Consider the following 18,117-nt stretch of genomic DNA (forward strand, 5'->3'; position numbering starts at 1 on the left):
GGAGGCCTGACGCCCCCCTGTCTGGGGTGGCCCCGTCCATCTTCCTCTTTCTTTGCGGGGGTGAGGGAGTGAAGCCCCCGGGCCTGGGGGGGCCCCCCCCCCCCCCCGGCCCCGGGCACGTTCGGCGGCGCTACGGGGTGCCGCGCACCACCGGCAGCTCCAGGAAGGACGGGTCGGCTCCGCCGTGCCCGATCCGGTAGCTCGCCCGGCCGTCGGCCGGGAGCAGTTGGAAGGAGTCCGGGTTGGCGGCGGCGACCGTGAGCCGGATCCGCTCGCCGGCCCGGAAGAGCACCGCGACGGGTTGCAGGTCGATGGTGACCCGACGGGCCCGGCCCTGCGGGAAGGGCGCCGCGTCGGTGGCCGCGTAGCTGCGGGGCGTGCGCAGCCGGCGCCAGTCGGGGTTGTCGTCCCGGTCGGACACGGCCCGGTCGGCGAGGGCGAGTTGGCCCTCGGTCAGGTAGGTGACCCGGCCGTCGGGGGCGACGTCCTCCAGGTAGACGTGCAGGGCGCCCTGGGCGGTGCCGTCGAGGCCGGTGACGTCGAGCGTGACGCGGCCGTTGCCGGTCACCCGGGTGTCGTCGGTCAGCGGCGGGGTGGTGTAGCTGAGGAGCTTGGCGTCCACGGCGGCCCGGTCGGGGTAACTGACCTGGTTGCCGGTGAGGTTGGTGTTCCAGCGGTCCAGCGGGCCGGTGCCGGCGGTGGGGTCGAGGCGCAGCAGGTCGGCGCCGGGGCGGTCGTCCGGATCGGGCCGTCGGCGGCTGAGCGTGGTGTCCTCGCCGAGGTAGAGCCGCTGCGGGCGGGTGCCGGGCAGCGGCCAGCGGGTGGTGGTGCGCCAGACGCCCTCGTTGAAGGTGTAGTAGTGCAGGTGCCGGGTGCCGTCGGGGCGGCCGTCGGCCCGTACGTAGCGGTCGAAGAAGTCGAACGTCCGCTGGGCGATCTGGGCGCGTTCCTGGTCGGTGAGGTGGCGGGCGGGCTGGAAGGGGTCGGCGAGGTAGCCCTGGCCGTGGCTCCACGGGCCGATCCAGGCGTCCTGGGTGTTGGAGAGGCCGGTGAACTGGGAGAGCACGCCGTTGGCGGTGCCCGCGTCGAGCCAGCCGGCGTCGGTGAGCACGGGGACGCCGCCGGCCTCGACGGCGTCGGCCTTCTCGCCGACGCTGCCGACCGTCCAGCTCTTCGGGCCGTCCTGGTAGTCGCGGTACACGCCGGCCTCGGCCATGTCGACCAGGTTGGCGTTGCCCGTGTGCTCGGCGCGCGCGGCGGCGAGCAGGGCCGGTCCGTCCGGGCCGTCGACCGGCCGGGGCACGGCCCCGGTCAGGCCGGTGGCCGCGCAGACCTGCCGGGTCTGCTCGTCGGTGTCGCAGGTGGTGCCGCCGGCCTGGTCGAGGATGCGCAGCAGCAGCGCGTACGGGGCGATCCGGGGCTCGATGAGCAGGCCGCCGGGGCGTACCAGGTCCTCGTACGGGTCGAAGTCGTAGGAGATCGGGGCTGCGGCGGTGATGTGGTGGTTGCCGAGGGCGGTGGCGAGCATCGCGGTGTCGCCGCCGTAGGAGACGCCGGTGGTGCCGACCCGGCCGTTGGACCAGGGCTGGGCGGCGATCCAGTCACTGAGCGGGCCGCTGTCGGCGACGGTGTCGGCGCCGAGTTCGGAGCTCAGGGTGCCGAAGGAGGCGCCGGTGCCGCGCAGGTCGGCGACCACGTAGGCGTAGCCATGGGCGTTCCAGCCGTCGGCGTCGCTGCTGCGGCCGCCGTTGCCGGGTGCGCCGGGGTAGACCCGGGCCCGCCAGTAGCGCTGGGTGACCAGGACGGTGGGCAGGTTCGCACCGTCCCTGGTGCCCTCGGGCAGCCAGACGTCGACGGCGAGGCGGACGCCGTCGGGCATCGTCACGTAGCGCGACTGGAGGTGCGGCTCGGCGGCCGGGGCGGCCGCGGCGGGCGCCACGGCGAGTCCGAGCACGGCCGCGGCCGCGACCAGCGCCGCCAGCGGGCGGCGCGGGATCCCCCCTGCCCGGCTCACCGGGAGGTCGCCTTCCAGGGGCCGTCCTCGGGCCTGGCCTCGGTGTCGGTGCCGGGCCAGGGCGGCATGGTGACGGCGGCGATCCGCAGCGGCCGGTCGGCGTCCTCGTCGGCCCGGAACTGGAACGCCGTACCGAGCGGGATCGAGGCCGCCGTCCCGGGCACGAGCCGGACGGTCTCCTCCCGCCCGCCCTGGCGGCGCCACAGCTCCCCGGCGCCCTCGACGACCTGCCACAGCTCCTGCACGGTGGCGTGCGACACCGCGTGCGACACCTGCCCGGGGGCGAGCTCGAACACCGCGAGGCTCCCCTGTCCGTCCAGGACCAGCAGCGGGAACACCGCGGCCCCGTCCGGTGCGGTCACCACCTGGACGTGACCGACGTCCGCTGTCTGGAACGGTTGCTGCACTGGCTGACTGGTCATCCGACCCGGCCTCTCTCACGTCACGGAGTACCTTGGTCTCGCCCCCCACCGCCGATGAGAACACGCCCCGGCGCCCGGCCGCCACCCTGAGATGTCCCGTAGTTCGACGCGCCGGCCCCGCGCCGGTCCGACGGTGGCCCCGCGCCGGTCTCAGCCGCCGGCGGGCGTGCCGAACTCGCGGAGGGCGTCGGTGACGATCGCGTCCAGCCGGGCGTGGTGGGCGCCGCGCCAGTAGGCCTGGCCGCAGTCGACGCACTGGGCGAAGACGTCGTAGGAGCGCTCGGTGCCGTCCCGCAGCTGCTCGCGCACCGAGGTCTTGTCGGCCTCGCGCAGCGTGCCGTTGCAGGTGGTGCAGCGGCTCCACGGATCGAGCGGGGGCGCGAAGCGGGAGAGCACGTCGCGCAGCTGCTCGTTGGGGCGGTGGCTGTAGACGTAGGCGCCGGCCCACAGTTCGCGGCGGCGCAGCAGGCCCCGGTCGCGCGAGAGCAGGACGCGCTGCTCGGCGGCGGAGCGGGCGGCGAGCGCGGCGTCGCCGATGTCCGGGTTCTCGTAGGCGGCGTCGACGCCGAGCAGGCGCAGTCGGCGGGTGAGGGTGCCGAGGTGGACGTCCAGCAGGAAGCGCGGCGGGGCGGGCGAGGGCTGCGGCCGGTCCACGGCCCGGACGGTGACGTGTTCCTCGTCGACCGGCACGTGCGACCCGGGCACCGGCCGGCCGTCCACCAGCAGGGTGCCGACCTCGGTGAGCGGGACGCCCAGGGACTCGACGACATGGCCGAGCGTCGAGGTGCCGTCGGTGCGCAGCGCCGAGCGGCCGGCCCGCCGGGGCCCGGAGACGAAGAGGTGCAGCTCGGGGGCGAAGTCGAGCCAGATCTGGGGTCGGTCCACGCGGCCAGCATGCCAGCGGGCGGCGGCCCGGGCCACCGGTTTCCGGTCAGCCGTCGGAGCATTCTCGGGCGGGCTCGCGGCGGCGGCGGCCGGCGCGGGCCCCGACCGGGGCTGAGCAGCCGGTTCGGGGCGGCGCGCAGGGGCGTCGAGGAGGCCGCCGGGCCGGCGGGGAGGGCGCCGGGTCGACGGGAAAGCCGGTGCGAAGGGCACCGGGCCGGCGGAGAAGGCCGGTGCGGGGGGGCCGCTACGGGACTGCGACAGCGGAGGTGACCGGCGCCGGGCGGCCCCGGTCGCGGTCCCGCTCGGCCCAGCGGACGACCGGCCCCATCGCGTACCCGGCCGCCAGGAAGAGGCCGCCCAGGACGAGCCAGCCCGCGAGCCCGCCGTCCAGCAGCAGGGTGGTCAGCAGCAGCGGCCCGAGGGTGCGGGCGACGGCCACGCCGGTGCCGAAGAAGCCCTGGTACTGGCCGATCCGCTCGGGCGGGGCGAGGTCGAAGCTGATCTGCCAGGAGCCCGCCGACTGCCGCATCTCGCCGATCACCTGGAGGACGGAGGCCGCCACCAGCAGCGCAGCGACCGCCCACACCGGGACGTCCAGGGCCGACAGGCCGAACACCGCGCAGGAGGCGAGCAGCACCAGCCCGGCCGAGCGGACGGCCCGTGCGGCCGGGCCCAGGCCGGTGACGCCGCGCGCCGCCCGGACCTGGAAGGCCAGCACGGCCAGGGTGTTGAGGACGAACAGGGCCGAACCGAGCCAGCCGATCCCGGGCGCCCGGTCGGCGATCCAGAGCGGGATGACCAGGCTGAGCAGCGGCATCCGCAGCAGCAGCACGGTGTTGACCAGCGCGACGGCGGCGTACCGGCGGTCGCGCAGGACGGCCAGCCGGGGCCCGGCGCCCGACCGGGCCGGGGCGGGCGGGGCTTCGGGCAGCCGCAGCAGGATCAGCGCACCGGCCAGGAAGCCGAGCGCCGTCACCACGAAGGCGCCGAGGAACGCGGCCCGGGTGCCGACGGTGAGCGCGATGCCGCCGATGGCGGCGCCGACGGCCAGCCCCCCGTTGAGGGTCGACTGGAGGTGGGCGAGCAGCCCGGTGCGCTGGGCGGGCGGCACCAGGGTGGCGACCAGCGCCTGCCGGGCGGCGGTGAGCCCGGACTGCGTCGTGGCGTAGAGGCAGACCGCGACCAGGAACGGCCCGTAGGAGCGGACCACCAGGAAGGCGGCGACCACCACCGCCGTGGCCAGGGCGAGCGCCACGGCCGTCCGGCGCGGGCCGCGGCGGTCGGCGAGGGCGCCGAGCGGGACGCCCGCCAGCGCGCCGAGCGCCCAGGCCACGGCGAGGCCGGCACCGAGGGCGGTCGCCGACATGCCGACGACGTGGGTGAAGTAGAGCGCGGAGCAGGTGTAGTAGGCGCCGTCGCCGACGGAGCTGGCCAACTGGGCTGCGGCGAGGGTCCGTTGGGGCCCCGGGGGCGGGATGAGGGCGGGCGCCGGGGCGCTGCTGGTCGACACGGGTCTCCTGGCTGGGGGCGGCGCGCGGGCCGGGTGTTCGCAACGGTTCGCGGCCCAGCCTAGGCAGGAGGCGGACCGGCGGTAAGGTCCAGTGATCGCGGAACTCCTTGGTCCACTTCCGGGCCCCACCGCACCGGCGGGCGAGCGCTGAACCCCCGTACGACGGCGGCGAATCGCTCCTCCCGCGGGCCCGGAACCGGCCCCGGCCGTACCGCCGCCGCGCCCTCCGTACCCGCTCCGAATCCGCCTCGCCCAGCGGCCTTCGGGCGTCACCGACCCCGCCGAAGGGCCAAGTTTTGCCGTATTGACCGGTCAGTAACGCCCTCCTATGCTCAACGGCATTCGCGATCCGGCACCGGGCCCGGCGCCGCCGTGCCCGCCCGATCCGCCGCCGCCATCGGCTCGAAGGGCTCTTCCCATCAGCACCTCCATCGCCCGCTCGGACGACACCGGCCACCCGGGCGACACCGGCCACCCGGGCGACGCACGGGACGGCGCCGGCACCCGCCGCCGCCGTTTCCTCACCTACCTGCTGGCCGCCCCGACCCTCACCGTCGGCGCCCGGCTCGGCCTCGACGCCGCCGCGCCCGCCACCGCGCGGGCCGCCGTCCGCGCCGCCGCGGCCGCCCAGGACGCCGCCGCCCCCTCGCAGTTGATCGGCCTGCCCGGCATCCCGGACATCCTCGACCTCGGCGACGCGCTGATCGTCGCCGGCCTGCCGACCTCGCACCTGCTCGTCCTGGAACTCACCGCCGCCGGGCGCGCCCTGCTGCACCTGCCCCGGCTGGAGGTCGGCCAGGGTCTCACCACGGCCATCGCGATGCTCGTCGCCGAGGAACTCGACGCCCGGATCGGCGACGTGGACGTGCCGCTCTCCGACGGCCGCCCCGAACTGCTCTTCAACCAGCTGACCGGCGCCTCCAACTCGGTGCGCTCGCTGTACGACCCGGTGCGCGCCGCGGCCGCCGCCGCCCGCGCCCGGCTGGTGACCGCCGCAGCGCGGCGCTGGAACGTTCCGGCAGACACCCTGCGCACCGCCGACTCCGCCGTCCTCGCCCCCGACGGCCGCCGCGCCGGCTACGGCGACCTCGCCGCCGAGGCCGCCGCCGTCGCCCTCCCCGCCGTGTCCAGCTCCCCCAAGACCGCCGACCGGTTGCGCCTGGTCGGCCGGCCCACCGGCCGGATCGACGCCCGCGACATCGTCACCGGCCGCGCCAAGTACGCCGGGGACCTCGCGATCCCGGGCGCCGTCCCCACCGTCGTCGCCCGCCCGACCACCATCAACGGCACGCTCAGGACCCTGGACGCCTCGGCCGCCCGCACCATGCCCGGCGTGCTCGGCGTGGTCCGGATCCCCAGCGGCGTCGCCGTCCTCGCCGAGACCTTCGACCAGGCGCTCAAGGCCCGCGACGCGCTGCGCACCTCCTGGAACCCGGGCCCGGTCGCCAACCTCTCCACCCCCGACATTCGCGCCCAACTGCGCGCCGCCCACGCGCCGTTCCTCATCCCCCCGCTGCTCACCCAGTACCTGGACGGCGAATTCGACTTCGCCTTCGTCAACCACGCGCCGATGGAGGTGCTGACCGCCATCGCCGACGTGCGGCCGAACCGGGCCGAGCTGTGGTTCGCCGCGCAGACGCCGATCGTCGCCCAGCAGGCCATCGCCGCCGAACTCGGCCTCCCGCAGGACGCCGTGACCGTCCACGTGGTGCGCGGCGGCGGCTCGTTCGGCCGGCGGCTGTTCTTCGACGCCGCCCTGGAGGCCGCCCAGATCTCCAAGGCCGCGGGCCGACCGGTCAAACTCATGTGGACGCGCAACGACGACATGCGCCACGGCCGGATGCGCCCGGCCAGCCACCACCGGATCCGGGCCACCTACGCGCTCGGCCAGGTGCTCAGCTACGAGCACCGCGCCGCCACCGTCAAGACCGACTTCCGGCACGGCCTCGGCGAGATGCTCACCGCCGCCGGCTTCAACCTCTCGCTCGCCGGGCTCAGCCTCGCCCAGGCCTTCTTCCTGCTCAGCGAGAAGAACCCGTACAACGTCGGCATCCCCACCCAGCTGCTCGCCGAAGTGCCGCTGGACGTTCCCACCGGCAGCTGGCGGTCGGTCTACTCCGGCACCGTCCGGGTCGCCGACGAGATCATGATGGACGAACTCGCCCGCCGGATGGGCCAGGACGCCGTCGCGTTCCGCCGCGCCCGGCTGCGCAGCGCCGTCGGCCGGGCCGTCCTCGACACCGTCGCCAAGGCCGGCGGCTGGGGCCGCCCGATGCCCCCCGGCCACGCCCAGGGCATCGGCTACCACGACGAGAACAGCGGGTGCGCCGCCTACCTCGTCGAGCTCGACGCCACCGACCCGGCCGACCCCCGGGTCACCAAGGCCGTGATCGCCGCCGACGTCGGCCGGGTCATCAACCCCCGGGGCCTGGAAGCCCAGCTGACCGGAGCCCTGATCGACGGCATCTCGGTCATCCTGCAAGCCGGCAACCACATCGACAACGGGGCCGTGCGCGAGGGCAGTTACGCCGACTTCCGGTACGCCCGGCAGCGGCACACCCCGCCGGCCGTCGAGATCCACCTCATGCCGCCGAGTGGAGCGCCCGGCGGCGCCGGCGAGCTGGGCGTCCCGGCGGCGTCCGCCGCGGTCGCCAACGCCTACGCGCGCGCGACCGGCACCAGCCCGCGCTCCTTCCCGATCAACTTCTGACTCCCCCAGCCAAGGAACTCCACCACCCCATGCCCACCCACACCTTCGTCCTCAACGGGCACCCCGTCACCGTCGAGGCCCCGGACGACATGCCGCTGCTCTGGGTGCTGCGCGACAAGCTCGGCGTCACCGGCCCCAAGTACGGCTGCGGGGTGGGCGTCTGTCGCGCCTGCACCAGTCACCTGGACGGCGAGGAGTTCCAGCCCTGCACCCGCTCCGTCAAGGACTGCGAGGGCCACCACGTCACCACCATCGAGGGCCTGGCCGACGGCGACACCCTGCACCCCGTCCAGGAGGCCTGGCTCGGCTGCGACGTCGCCCAGTGCGGCTTCTGCCAGCCGGGCCAGATCATGACCGCCGTCGCCCTGCTGCGCCGCACCCCGAACCCGACCGACGCGGACATCGACCAGATCCAGAACATCTGCCGCTGCGGCAGCTACCCGCGCATCCGCGAGGCCATCAAACAGGCGGCGGCCCGGCAGGTGTCCGGCTGACGGCACGCCGCCCCGCCCGGGGCGCGGGCGGGGCGGACGGGTTCAGCCGGTCGTCAGCACGCCCGCAGGCCGTTGTGGAAGTACCAGTTGCCGTCGGCGTACGCGCCGTAGACGTAGGCCGGTCCGAAGAAGTTGCCGTTCGTCCCGCCCACCTGGTACCAGACGTTGCCCTGGCTGTTGATGTCCTCGCCCCTGATCCAGCACTCGATGTAGATCTCGTCGGACGACCACGTGTACGACCCCAGGTCGCCGGCGACCTTGGCCGTCCAGGAGTACTGCTGCGCGTAGACGCCCACACCGTGGCCGCTCGCGTGGTAGCGGAGCGCGTACCAGCCGTCGGCGAACGCGCTGCCCTCCGAGACGCCCACCGCGCCGGCGGCCAGCGCCACCACGGCCGCCGCGGTCGCGCCACGGCGGCCGATCTTCTTGAGGATGCCCTTGGCCATGTCGATTCCCCTGTTCGGTCGGACCGTTGCGCCGCCCCGTTGGCCGCGGCGACTGGGACAGCTGACCCGACTTCCCACGGTGTTCGGTACCGCCTGACGGAAACTGACAACACCTGACACCGGCCGACGCCCGCCCCGAACACCCCGTCCTGCCAACCGGAGTCCGTCGATCACGTAACGCCGCAGCCACGCGTCACTATGATCCGTACGCGACAAGCACACACCGGTCGCCGTTGGATCTGACATCTGACAACAGGGGGACGCCATGGCGGAACAGGAGTCACAACCCGCGGAGAGCGAACAGGCCCCGAGCGCGGCGGAGGCCCTCGCCGCCGACCTGCGCCGGCTGCGCCTGGGGGCGGGCCAGCCCTCGTTCCGCACGATGGCGAAGACCGCCGGCTCCATCTCCCACACCACGCTCCACGAGGCGGCCTCCGGCTCGCGCCTCCCGTCCTGGACCACGACCAGGGCCTACGTCCGGGCCTGCGGCGGCGACGAGGCCGAGTGGCACCGCCGGTGGACCGCCGCCGCCGACGAGGGGGCGGCCCCACCGGCCTCGCCGACCCCACCGGTCGAGCCCTCGGAGCTGCCGGTCGCCGCGAACACCACGGCCGACACCCCGGCCGACGCCAGGGCCGACCGCACGGCCGCCTCCGCCGCCGAGCCCCCGGCCGCACCGGGCCGGAGCCGCCGCCGGATCTGGACCCACGCGTTCTGCCTGCTCCTCGGCGTGGCGCTCGGCGTCGGCAGCACGCTCGCCGTGGTCGGCTTCCGCGCACCGGACGCCCCGCCGCCGTCCGCGCACGGCTGCCCGTCCGGGGACACCGAGTCCGCGCCCGCCGAAGCGGCCGCCCGCCCCGCGCCGGGCCCGCGGCCGGCGGCGGCACGCACGGCCGCCGACGACGGCGCACCGTCCTGGGCCTCTCGGATCGCCTTCGACCAGCAGGCCGTCTCCAGTACCGAGATCGTCCTTCCGGTGCTCTCCCCCGTCACCCCGGGTGACGCCCTGGTAGTCACGATGATGCTGACCAGCACCTGTCCCGGCGCGGTCACGGTCACCGACAGCCGGGGCGACCGCTTCCGGATCGTCGGGGACGTCACCGACTCGCTCCGGCACCGGGTGCTGATCCTCGCGGCCTTCGGGGCGTCCGCGCTGACCGCGGAGGACTCGATCCGCGTCGCCCACCCGCGGGCGAGCAAGTACCACGTCGCCGTCGACGAGTTCCGCGGCGTCTCCGCCGTCCGGTCGGTCGGCCGCGCCTCCGGTGACGCCGGCGGGACGACCTTCTCCACCGCGGCCAACGCCGCCGCCTGCGCGCCGGGCGACCTCCTGGTGGGCACGGTCGGCAGCAACAGCGGCAGCACCCCCGAGTTCGGCACCAGTTGGACCAGCCTGCCCGCCCTGCGGCTCTCCTCCTACCGCCTCACCACCGCCCACCGGATCGCGACGGATCCGGACCACTGCGCCGCCACCGGGCAGACCACCTCGCAATGGGGCGCCGTCCTCGCCGTCCTGCGCTGACCGCCCCCACCGCTCCGCCACCCCTGGCCCGGCCGGTCCGGACCACTTAGGCTGACCGCACCTCAACCACCCCACCACCGAGGGATGCTGAATGATCAGGCGCCGTTCACTGCTGGCACTCGCGGGCCTGGGCGGCGCCGCAGCCCTGCTGCCCACCGGGCCCGCCCAGGCCTCTCAGACCAATACCGCTCAGACCGCCCGGCCGCGCACCATCGACCTGCCCGCCCCCACCACCGGTCGCCCGGTCGGCACGACCACCCTGCACCTGGTCGACCACGATCGCCCGGACCCGTTCGTGCCCGCCGCCGGCCCGCGTGAGCTGATGGTGCAGCTCTGGTACCCGGCACGCGCCACCGCCGGCCGCCCCCGCGCGCCCTACACCACGCCCCGGGTCGCCGCCGCCATCGATCAGCGCCTGCCGCTGGATCCGGGCACCATCGCGGCCGTCCGCCCCACCGCCCGTACCGACGCGCCCGCGCTCCCCGGCCCGCTCCCCCTGCTGCTGCTCGGCCACGGCCGCACCGGCTTGCGCAGCAACTGCACCGCGCTGGCCGAGGAGTTGGCCGCCCACGGCTACCTCGTCGCGTCGGTCGACCACACCTACGACGCCCTCGCCGTCGAGTTCCCGGACGGCCGGCTGGTGCGCACCGTGCTGGAGGACGAGCCGGCCGACTGGGAGGCCTCCGAGCGCCGCGAGATCGCCGCCCGGGTCGCCGACCTCCGCTTCGTCACCACCGAACTGACCGAGCGCCAGGACCGTTTCCGCGTCGACGGGGGCCGGATCGGCGCGCTCGGCCACTCGATGGGCGGCTCGGCTGCCGCCGAGGCGATGCGTCAGGACGAGCGGTTCCGGATCGGCCTCAACCTCGACGGCGGCCTGTTCGGCTCGCCCGTTCCTGACCTCGGCCTGGACCGGCCCTTCCTCCTGCTCACCTCCCTCGCCGACCACGAGACCTGGCAGCGCTGGCGCAGCCACCAGCACGCCTGGGGGAGGCAGTTGCACACCTTCGGCGCCGGCCACCTCAGCTTCACCGACCTGCCGCACGCCGCCCTCCCCGGCAACCTGCCGGGCCACCTCCCCGCCGACACCTACGCCGCCCTGCTCGGCACCATCGCCCCCGCCCGGGCGACCGCGCTCACCCGCGCCTACACCCGGGCGTTCGCCGACCACTTCCTCCGCGGCCGCCCCGCGCCCCTCCTCGACGGCCCGTCACCGCGCTTCCCGGAGGTCGAACTCCGCTGGAGCCGCGACTGACGCCCGGCCGGGGCCGCGACCTCGGACGTCAGGCCCGCCGGGTCGCCCGCAGCGAGTTGCCGTCCCGCCGAACCCGGAGGAAGAGCACCGTCAGCGCCACGACGGTGAGCGTCACCAGGATCCCGGTCTCGACGAGCTGGATCGGCACGAAGTGCCCGACGGGGTGGTACTCGATCCAGTTGCTCGTGGCATCCTCGCAGCCCTTCGTCCGATCGCCGTCCCAGCAGAACTCGTTCGAGGCCCACCGGCCGTCCTGGAGCACGACCCCGCGGTCGATCAGCCACGCGTTGTTGGGCTGCCCGAAATAAACACCTCGCGGGGCCAGCTCCCTGACCGACGGGTAGAAGGAGGCGCGGTTCCACCGGAGCAGGCCGTGGACGACCGCCAGCAGCACGCCGGTGGCCAGGACCGAGGCCACCGTGCGGCGCAGCAGCTGCCCGACCAGCAGGCCCAGCACCAGCGCGAACAGCGACCAGGCGATCGGCACCACCCCGAGGACGGGGTAGGTGAGGCCCTGGAACGGCGGATCGAAGGTGAACGGGCGGCCGCCGATGTCCGCGCGCCACACCCAGGTCGCCAGGACGGCGAGCACCGCACCGGCGGTCAGCACCGCCAGTGCGGGCAGGGCGATCCGCGCGGTGAGCCAGCGCAGCGGGCTGACGGACTGGGTCCAGGCGAGGCGGACGGTTCCGCGCTCGTACTCCTGGGCGAGCATCGGGGCGCCGAGGAACATGCCGATCAGCAGGGGGACGGCGGCCAGGGCCGGCTGGAGCCACATCGTGTACAGGTAGGTGCGGCGGGTGATGGGCGCGACCATGCCCTGGCAGCCGGCGTTGGACCAGCTGACGATCTCGGAGCACTCGGCCCGGCGCAGATCCGCCATCAGCGGCTGGAGGGAGAAGTGCAGCCACAGCAGGGTGGCCGACGCGGTGACGACCAGGGCGGCGATCGCCCAGAGCGCGGTGCGGCTCTGGCGCCAGCTCAGCCAGATCAGGCCGCTCGGGCGGGGCGCGGTCCGCGGCTCGCGCGGTGGCGCCGCGGTGGTGGCGCGGTCGGCCAGGACGTTGGTGCTCATGCGGCGATCCCGTTCTCGGTCGTCTGGGCCTGCGTGCCCGGTCCGGTGGCGGCCCGGGCGGTGCCGGCCGGGGTCCGGAGGTAGCCGAGCAGCAGCTCCTCCAGGCTCGGCCGGCCGCTCTCCCACGGGCCGTCCACCGGATCGCCGGTGCGGACCAGCGCGTCGATCCGGCGGCCGGTGGAGCGCTGTTCGACCAGGACGCCCTCGGGGAGCGCGCTGCCGGCCGGGCCGGTGAGCAGCTGGTGTCCGTCCAGCAGGTCCTCCACGTCGCCGCAGAGCCGGATCCGCCCGGACTGCACCAGCAGCAGGTAGTCGATGACGCCGTCCAGCTCGGGGATGATGTGCGAGGAGACCACGATGGTGGTGCCGCGCTCGGCGGCCTCGGCCATCAGGGTGCCCATCAGCTGGTGCCGGGCCAGCGGGTCGAGGTCGGACATCGGCTCGTCGAGCAGCAGCAGGTCGGGGCGCTTGCCGAGGGCGAGCGCCAGGGCGACCCGGGTGCGCTGGCCGCCGGAGAGCGAACCGATCTTCACCCTCATCCTCAACTCGCCCTGATCTATGACCCGTTGAGCGAGGTCCTGGTCCCAGGACGGGTTCAGCTCCCGGCCGAGCCGCAGGGTCTCGGCCACCGTGAAGCCGGGGTAGAGCGGCTTGTCCTGGGCCACGTACGCGACCCGGGCGCGCAGGTCCTCGGTGGTGGCGGGCTGACCGAACACCCGCAGCTCGCCCTCAGTGGGGGTGAGCAGACGGGCGGCGATGCCGAGCAGGGTGCTCTTGCCCGCACCGTTGGGGCCGGCCACCCCGCAGATCCGCCCGGCCGGGACGGCGAACGTGCAGTCACGCAGCGCCCACTCGCCCCGGTAGCGCTTGCCCAGGGCGTCGGCCGCGAGCGCCGCCGGGGCCTCCGGCGCCGCCGCTGCCGCTGCCGGTGCTGTGTTCATCGGGTCGTCCACCCGGTCCCCCCACTGTCCTCTAACTCGGTGTTTCCGGGGAGACCCCGGTGTCGAATCGCTGCTCCAGAACGGAGGCCATCAGCGCGGCGATGTCCTCACGCTCCAGTCCGACCTCGCGGGCCCGGTCCACCCAGCCGACCAGGTCCGCACGCAGCGGCCCGTCGGCGGCCGCCTCCGGCCGGGCGAGCGAGCGCCGGACGAAGGTGCCGAGCCCCGGCCGGGGCTCGACCAGGCCCTCGCGTTCCAGTTCGCGGTAGGCCTTCAGCACGGTGTTGGGGTTGATCGCGGTCAGCTCGACGACCTCCCGCGCGGTCGGCAGCTTGTCCCCGGGCTGGAGCAGCCCGAGCCGCAAGGCCTGCTTGGTCTGCTGAACGATCTGCTGGTAGGTGGAGACGCCGCTGCGCCGCTCGATGCGGTACTCGATCACACGCGATTCGACCTTTCACTAGTCCAATAGTGGAATAGTGACCCACTGCGGCACCCGGGTCAAGCCGGACCGGGGGCCCGGCGATGCGGACGATCAGGGCCGTCGCAGCAACAGGAGGGAGTCCTGGTCGACGACCCGCCGGTAACCGCGCTGCTCGTACTCGACCAGCATCCGGGCGGTGTCGGCGGTCGCACACGGGGCCTGCACGCTCGGGTCCGTCCGGTCCACGACCACCCACTCGGGCCCCGGCCCGGTCGGCGCCTGGCAGACCAGGGTGACGGTGGCCCGGCCGGTCAGCTGCGCGGCGAGGCGGTTGGAGGCGGCGACGGTCGCGCCGTCGGGTATCGAGCCGAGCAGCGCCCGGGTGTACGCGAGCCGGGGCGAGGTGCGCCACGCCTCGGGCATCACCACCTCGTGCAGCGGATAGACCGGCACCGTCACGGCCGCCACCAGGGCGCTGACGGCGAGCGCGTGCCGCGCCCGGCGCGGGTCGGTGCGGGTCAGGGCGTCCACCAGCGCGGCGATCACCAGCGGCATCAGCACCGCGCTGTAGTGGTAACTGACACCCCAGTAGTGCGGGTTGGCCGAGAGCAGCCGCCACCCCAGGGTGGGCACGCAGAGCAGGACCAGCGGCGAGCGCAGCCCGAGGAAGCCCGCGGTGGCGGCGAGCAGGAAGAACAGCAGCCACTTGATCGGGGGCCAGCCGATCCGGGCCGCCAGCGACCAGGGCGAGGGCCGCCCGCCGCCGTCCAGCTGCTGCCAGTAGTCGAACCCGCCGTGCGGGTTGAACGAGGGCAGCACCACCGTCACGGTGAGCACGGTGGCCGCGAGCCCGACGCCCGCGAGCACGAGCCCCGGCAGCGGGCCGCGCCGGCCCCGGCGGGCCTGCCAGGCGATCAGCAGGCCGAAGGCGGCCACGGTCAGGCCCAGGTCCTCCTTGACCAGCAGCAGCGGCAGCGACCACAGCGCCGCGGCCAGGTGGCGGCGCCGGCCGAGCGCGGCGGCTGCGAAGGCCAACAGCGGTACGGCAAAGGCGATTTCGTGGAAGTCGTCACTGACGGCCCGGACGATCCCCCAGGACGCCCCGGTCACGCATCCGATCACCAGGGCGACCCGCGGCCCGCCCGCCTCGTACGCCCACCGGGTGAGCGGCACGACCGCCAGCGCCATCAGCAGCGCCTGGGCGACCAGCAGGGTGACGGCCCCCGGGAACAACCGGTAGACCGGAGCGAGCACGGCGATCAGCGGGTGGAAGTGGTCCCCGAGCAGGTGGTAACCGGGCCCCTTGAGCGGCACGATCGGCGCCTGCCCGTGCGCGTACGCGCGAATGGCCTGCTCGAAGATGCCCAGGTCGTAGGCCTTGCTCAGGCCGCGCCGGTAGCGGTTGACGGCGACGCAGGTGTAGAGCGCGGCGAACCCCGCGGCCAGGCCCCAGGCCAGGACGGCAGGTCGACGCGGCGGACGGAACAGACGCATCGGCAAAGTACCCTTTCACTATTCGATTAGTGGAAGGGTGGTGGAAGGGCACACCGTCGTCAACCCCGGTCCGGCCGCGCCGACCGGGCCTCCGACCTGCCTGGATGCGGTCCGCTAGGCGGGTGATGTGGAGCCTGCGGAGCCCGCCGGCTCCGTGGGACTCAGGACCGCACGGCCTCCGGGTCGCGGCCGAAGAAGCCGGCGAGCCGGTCGTACGGCGGGGCGTCCTCCGGAACGGCGACCTCGGGACCGAAGGCGTGCTGCTCCTCCTCGGCGCCGCGGTACCCGGGCGTGAGGGCGCCGCGGGCCCAGGCCAGGGCGGCGAGAGCCACCTCATGGTCCAGCCCCTCGGTGGACTGGTCGGTGGCATGGGCCAAGTCCCAGTCGTGGACGGCGAATTCGGCGATCTGCTGGTCCACCGGGAAGCGGGCCGGCAGGGCGCCGACGCCGGGGACCTCCAGCGTGCCGGTGAGGTCGCCCGCCGCCCGCCAGGCGTCGACCAGTTCCTCGGCGCCGGCCTCGAAGGCGTGCAGCCAGTCCTCCTCCACCCGCTCGAAGGGCTGCGACCAGTCCGGCTGCCCGCCCCCGGCCCGGACGGTGAACTGCCGCAGGTCGAACAGCAGATGGCTGACCAGGTCGCCGACGTCCCAGGAGCGGCAGGCCGTCGGGTGCCCAGCCAGCTCGACGCCGACACCGTCGATCAGCCCGGCGGTCTGCGCGAGGGCCCGGGCGAGCAGGTCGATCGGGTCTTCCGCTGCGGTCATGGCACACCTCTCGGTCGGGAGCGCGTCGCCGGCGTGGCCGGGTGCGGTCGGGAGCACCGCTCGGACCGGGCGATCGTAAACGCGTCCGTCGACGATCGCCCGCCACGACACCGGCCCGGTGGTCGCACCACCGGGCCGGTCTCCGTACTGCGACGTGCCGCGAGCTGTCAGGCCTGAACTGTCAGGCCGCGAACCCGCCGTCCACCGCGAGCTCCGCGCCCGTGACGTACCGGCCGTCCTCGCCCGCCAGGTAGGCGACGGCGGCGGCGACGTCCGCGCCCGCGCCGAAGCGGCCGAGTGCGGTCAGGCTGTTCTGGAGCTCGGCGGCCTCACCGTCCGCCGGGTTCATGTCGGTGTCGATCGGGCCGGGGTGGACCACGTTCGCGGTGATCCCGCGCGGGCCGAGCTCCCTGGCCAGCGCCTTGGTCAGGCCGATCATCGCCGCCTTGCTGAGTGAGTAGACGGTGGCGCCGGGGAAGGCGACCCGCTTGGCGATGCAGCTGCCGATGGTGACGATCCGCCCGCCGTCGGCCAGGTGCGCGGAGGCGGCCTGGGCGAACAGGAACGGCGCCCGGACGTTCACCTCCAGGACCCGGTCGACGTCGTCGAGCGCCAGGTCACCGATCGGGCCGAGGACACCGACGCCCGCGTTGTTCACCAGGACGTCCAGCCGCCCGAACCGCTCCGCGACCTCCGCGACCACGGACTGCACCGCCTGCGGGTCGGCGCAGTCCGCGCGGACCGCCCAACCGCGGCGCCCCATCGCGGTGATCTTCGCCGCGACCTCCTCGGCCCGCTCGGCCCCGCCCTGATAGGTCAGGGCGACGTCGGCACCCTCCTCGGCCAGCCGTAGCGCGACCGCCGCCCCGATCCCCCGGCTGCCGCCGGTCACCAGGGCCACCTTGCCGTCGAGCTTCGCCGCACCGTTCATCGTCATATCTCCAGAACTCCTCATTCGGATGTGATCCGACTCGTTCCGATCAGAACCCCCGGTTCCGATCTCGGACATGACTCGATCCTGGGCCTCGGCGCCGGAAAGCTCCGGCGGTATTCAGACGTCGCGTTCAACCTTCAACTATCTCCCGAAGCGCCCGCGCGCACGGCCTCACGCCCGCTCGCACGCCCCCTCCCCTCGTGCCTGGCCCGCTCTCGCGCCCGACCCCGGAAACGCGCCGGGCCGAGCGGCCGGCCCCGGGGAGGGGCGGCCGCTCGGCCCGGGTGTGCGGAGGTGTCAGACGGTCAGGGTCTGGCCCGGGAAGATGAGATCCGGGTCGCCGCCGATGGTGCGGGCGTTCTTGCCGTACAGGTTGCCGGTGTCGGTACCGAACTTGGCCGCGATGCCGCTCAGCGTGTCGCCGCTCCTGACGGTGTAGCCGCCACCGGAGGTGTTCTTCTCCGAGGACGGCGCCGACTGCGCCGGCTTGGCCGACTGCTGCGGCTTCGACGCCTCCTGCTGCTTCGGCACCGGCTTGCTCTTCGGCGCCTGCGGGGCCTGCGGCGCCTGGGTCTTGGGCGTCTTGGCCTTGGGCGCCGGCTTGGCAGCCGGCTTCGAGGGTGCGGTGTCGGTGGTGTCGACGGCGGCCGGGGCGCCGCCCTTGCTCAGGCCCGCCTTGGCCGAGCAGACCGGCCACGCCCCGGGCCCCTGCGAGGCGAGGACCTTCTCGGCGACCGTGATCTGCTCCGCCTTGCTGGCCTGGTGGGCCTGGGGGGCGTAGGCGGTGCCGCCGTACGCCCTCCAGGTGCTGGGGGTGAACTGCAATCCGCCGGAGAAGCCGTTGCCGGTGCTGATGCTCCAGTTGCCGCCGCTCTCGCACTGGGCGACGGAGTCCCAGCTGGAGGTGGGCGCGGCGGAGGCCGAGGTGGCCGTGACGAGGCCGGCCACCGGCAGGGCCGCGACGGCGGCGCCCGCGACGACCGCCATCCGCACGCGGTTGCGCTTGGTGGCGGTGGTGTCGGTGGCAGCGGCGGTCTCGTGACGGGAAGTCATATAAGTCCTCTCGGCAAGCCCCGGGCGGGCAGGCGGAACCAGACCCATGACGGGCCGATAGTCGCGCTCACCTCGCTCGACGGGCGGCCGGACACGTCTGGGACGCGCCGTGCCGCCCCGGCCACCTCCACTCGCCGACGACCTGTTCGAGCTGGTCGCGTCGGCGGGCACGGCCCT

16 protein-coding genes are annotated in these 18,117 nt (G+C 74.6%); 4 read left to right on the forward strand and 12 right to left on the reverse strand.

Annotation, left to right across the window (positions count from 1 at the left end):
- Positions 1-130: 130 nt before the first annotated feature.
- The 4 genes from AC07BF_RS00945 to AC07BF_RS00960 form a co-directional block, all read right to left on the reverse strand.
- Positions 131-2,014: a CocE/NonD family hydrolase gene (locus tag AC07BF_RS00945; protein WP_478332697.1), complete on the reverse strand. Its 1,884-nt coding sequence runs from the start codon at positions 2,012-2,014 to the stop codon at positions 131-133.
- Positions 2,011-2,436 (reverse strand): cupin domain-containing protein, encoded by a 426-nt coding sequence (locus AC07BF_RS00950; RefSeq protein ID WP_478332698.1) that lies wholly within the window; start codon positions 2,434-2,436, stop codon positions 2,011-2,013. The genes AC07BF_RS00945 and AC07BF_RS00950 overlap by 4 nt, the downstream gene beginning before the upstream one ends.
- 150 nt (positions 2,437-2,586) lie before the next feature.
- Positions 2,587-3,321, reverse strand: coding sequence for a Mut7-C RNAse domain-containing protein (locus AC07BF_RS00955; RefSeq protein WP_363617531.1), 735 nt, complete (start codon positions 3,319-3,321; stop codon positions 2,587-2,589).
- Between the two features lie 244 nt (positions 3,322-3,565).
- On the reverse strand, positions 3,566-4,831 hold the full coding sequence (locus AC07BF_RS00960; protein ID WP_478317575.1) for an MFS transporter: 1,266 nt from the start codon (positions 4,829-4,831) through the stop codon (positions 3,566-3,568).
- Between the two features lie 328 nt (positions 4,832-5,159).
- Here AC07BF_RS00960 and AC07BF_RS00965 point away from each other — a divergent pair, with 328 nt between their 5' ends.
- Together AC07BF_RS00965 and AC07BF_RS00970 are read left to right on the forward strand one after the other, a co-directional pair.
- Positions 5,160-7,541 (forward strand): xanthine dehydrogenase family protein molybdopterin-binding subunit, encoded by a 2,382-nt coding sequence (locus AC07BF_RS00965; RefSeq protein WP_478332699.1) that lies wholly within the window; start codon positions 5,160-5,162, stop codon positions 7,539-7,541.
- A gap of 29 nt (positions 7,542-7,570) precedes the next feature.
- Positions 7,571-8,035: a (2Fe-2S)-binding protein gene (locus tag AC07BF_RS00970; RefSeq protein WP_478332700.1), complete on the forward strand. Its 465-nt coding sequence runs from the start codon at positions 7,571-7,573 to the stop codon at positions 8,033-8,035.
- Positions 8,036-8,088: 53 nt separating this feature from the next.
- Here AC07BF_RS00970 and AC07BF_RS00975 read toward each other — a convergent pair whose 3' ends face one another.
- The gene (locus tag AC07BF_RS00975; protein ID WP_363588467.1) at positions 8,089-8,481 is read right to left on the reverse strand and encodes a hypothetical protein; all 393 of its coding nucleotides are present in this window, start codon (positions 8,479-8,481) and stop codon (positions 8,089-8,091) included.
- Positions 8,482-8,746: 265 nt separating this feature from the next.
- On the opposite strand from AC07BF_RS00975, the gene AC07BF_RS00980 reads away from it, so the two are divergent.
- The gene (locus AC07BF_RS00980) at positions 8,747-10,003 is read left to right on the forward strand and encodes a hypothetical protein (protein ID WP_478332701.1); all 1,257 of its coding nucleotides are present in this window, start codon (positions 8,747-8,749) and stop codon (positions 10,001-10,003) included.
- Between the two features lie 91 nt (positions 10,004-10,094).
- On the forward strand, positions 10,095-11,258 hold the full coding sequence (locus AC07BF_RS00985; protein WP_478332702.1) for an alpha/beta hydrolase: 1,164 nt from the start codon (positions 10,095-10,097) through the stop codon (positions 11,256-11,258).
- A 28-nt stretch (positions 11,259-11,286) separates the two neighbouring features.
- Here AC07BF_RS00985 and AC07BF_RS00990 read toward each other — a convergent pair whose 3' ends face one another.
- From AC07BF_RS00990 to AC07BF_RS01020, 7 genes are all read right to left on the reverse strand, one after another.
- A complete protein-coding gene (locus AC07BF_RS00990) occupies positions 11,287-12,333 on the reverse strand; it encodes a hypothetical protein (RefSeq protein ID WP_478332703.1) in 1,047 nt (348 codons plus the stop codon).
- The gene (locus AC07BF_RS00995; RefSeq protein WP_478332704.1) at positions 12,330-13,274 is read right to left on the reverse strand and encodes an ABC transporter ATP-binding protein; all 945 of its coding nucleotides are present in this window, start codon (positions 13,272-13,274) and stop codon (positions 12,330-12,332) included. Before AC07BF_RS00995 ends, AC07BF_RS00990 begins: the two co-directional genes overlap by 4 nt.
- 31 nt (positions 13,275-13,305) lie before the next feature.
- Complete coding sequence (locus AC07BF_RS01000) at positions 13,306-13,713, reverse strand: GntR family transcriptional regulator (RefSeq protein ID WP_063350485.1); 408 nt, start codon at positions 13,711-13,713, stop codon at positions 13,306-13,308.
- A 93-nt stretch (positions 13,714-13,806) separates the two neighbouring features.
- Positions 13,807-15,189 (reverse strand): DUF2079 domain-containing protein, encoded by a 1,383-nt coding sequence (locus AC07BF_RS01005; protein WP_478332705.1) that lies wholly within the window; start codon positions 15,187-15,189, stop codon positions 13,807-13,809.
- Positions 15,190-15,350: 161 nt separating this feature from the next.
- On the reverse strand, positions 15,351-15,953 hold the full coding sequence (locus AC07BF_RS01010) for a TIGR03086 family metal-binding protein (RefSeq protein ID WP_363588479.1): 603 nt from the start codon (positions 15,951-15,953) through the stop codon (positions 15,351-15,353).
- 181 nt (positions 15,954-16,134) lie between these two features.
- Positions 16,135-16,890 carry an SDR family NAD(P)-dependent oxidoreductase gene (locus AC07BF_RS01015; RefSeq protein ID WP_478332706.1) on the reverse strand — a complete coding sequence of 252 codons (756 nt, stop codon included), beginning with the start codon at positions 16,888-16,890 and terminating at the stop codon, positions 16,135-16,137.
- A gap of 294 nt (positions 16,891-17,184) precedes the next feature.
- Positions 17,185-17,940, reverse strand: a complete 756-nt coding sequence (locus tag AC07BF_RS01020; RefSeq protein WP_400843716.1) for a transglycosylase family protein — start codon at positions 17,938-17,940, stop codon at positions 17,185-17,187.
- Positions 17,941-18,117 lie beyond the last annotated feature (177 nt).

The sequence above is a fragment of the Kitasatospora sp. NPDC043950 genome, from assembly GCF_056435345.1.